The 318-nt window shown below is 36.8% G+C and carries 1 pseudogene; it reads right to left on the bottom strand.

Annotated elements, in window-relative coordinates:
* Nucleotides 1–318, bottom strand: a pseudogene (locus tag J582_RS26725) (transposase); the annotation flags it as partial.

Here is a 318-nt window from a genome sequence, read left to right as displayed (position 1 = left end):
TCGAACCATTACAATGTTTGAATTTTTTAACCGTTCTTCTTGCCAATTTAATGTCATGCTGACTGCCATTCGATATATCTAGCCCTATGATTTGTTTGCTGTTCGGATGATAGATCACTTGTGCTTTTAGCGTATGTTTCTTCTTTTTACCACTGTAGAACTTACTCTGATTTTTTTTTCGGACGTTCTATTGAACATTCTGTCGCATCAATAATGACCCAGTTAAACTGTTCGTCTGCTGTGGTAATGCTTCGTTTTGGCAGAGTAAACCGTCTTGATTTCATCAATGCATCTTCAACCTTTTTAATGGTTCGATTC

Source organism: Acinetobacter sp. 1566109 (assembly GCF_000582255.1).
Lineage (GTDB): Bacteria > Pseudomonadota > Gammaproteobacteria > Pseudomonadales > Moraxellaceae > Acinetobacter > Acinetobacter nosocomialis.
The sequence above is the reverse complement of the archived record's forward strand: the minus strand, read 5'-3'. Positions and strand labels throughout refer to the sequence as shown.